Source organism: Arthrobacter sp. SDTb3-6 (assembly GCF_013376095.1).
Lineage (GTDB): Bacteria > Actinomycetota > Actinomycetes > Actinomycetales > Micrococcaceae > Specibacter.
The window spans coordinates 1-1,020 of record NZ_JAAMFN010000121.1 but is presented as its reverse complement, the minus strand read 5'-3'; the positions used below and the strand labels follow the sequence as shown (position 1 = coordinate 1,020).

Genomic DNA, 1,020 nt, shown 5'->3' with positions numbered 1-1,020 from the left:
ACGAAGTCGGAAGCCGCCGCGTATGCGAAGGCTTCAAAGAAGGCCAAGGGCGAGATCCTGGACCGGCTGGCGGCCGAGGTCGGCTGGTCCCGGGCGAACGCCCGCCGCCAGCTCGGCAAGACGTTCAAGCGGCGTGGGCCGGCCCGGTCGGTCGTGCGACGGCCGCGCCCGCCGACGTATGGCTATGACACGGTGAAGGTGCTCCAGCAGGTCTGGGCGGTGGCGGGGCAGCCGTGCGGGAAGTACCTGGCCGCGGTCATGGAGGCCACGCTGGCCAACCTGGAAGCCCACGCCGCCACGGGCTCCCTTGGCCGGGAACGGGGCCGGTACAGCCCGGAGGTGCGGGCCCAGCTGCTGGCGATGAGTGCGGCGACGATCGACCGGCTGCTGGCCCCGTTCAAACGGGCCATGTACCCGGCCGGGAAGTCCACGACCCGGTCCCGGCGGAACCAGTACACCGAGTCGATCCCGCTGATGATCAGGATTCCGGTGATTGACTGGCAGCCGGGCCTGGTCGCCATCGACACCGTGGCCCACTGCGGGAACACCACCAAGGGCCAGTACGCGTTCACGCTGACCGCCACGGACGTCTACACGGGGTGGACGGTGAACCGGGCCATCAAGAACAAGGCCTCCAAATGGGTGGTCGCCGCGATGAAGGAAATCCAGAACGAATTCCCCTACCCGATCGACCACGTCCATTCCGATAACGGGGCCGAGTTCCTCAACGCGGCGGTCACCGCCTGGTGCAATGGACGGAACATAAAGATGAGCCGGTCCCGGCCCCACCACTCCAACGACAACCCCTTCGTGGAACAGAAAAACGGTGCCGTCGTGCGCGGATCGGCGTTCAACTACCGCTACGACACCGATGCCGAACTGGCCCTGCTCAACGAGCTCTGGCCGCTGGTGAACCTGCGCAAGAACCTGTTCCTGCCCACCAAGAAAGTCACCGGGTACAGGCTGACCAGGACCGGGAAATCAACACGGAGCTACGACGCGCCCCGGACCCCGGCGGAC

At 66.8% G+C, this 1,020-nt stretch carries 1 protein-coding gene; it reads left to right on the top strand.

The genetic code is table 11. The features are described 5' to 3' along the window. Positions 1 to 1,020, top strand: a 1,020-nt coding sequence (locus tag G6035_RS19580) for a DDE-type integrase/transposase/recombinase (RefSeq protein WP_176618772.1), incomplete at both ends; no start/stop codon positions are given.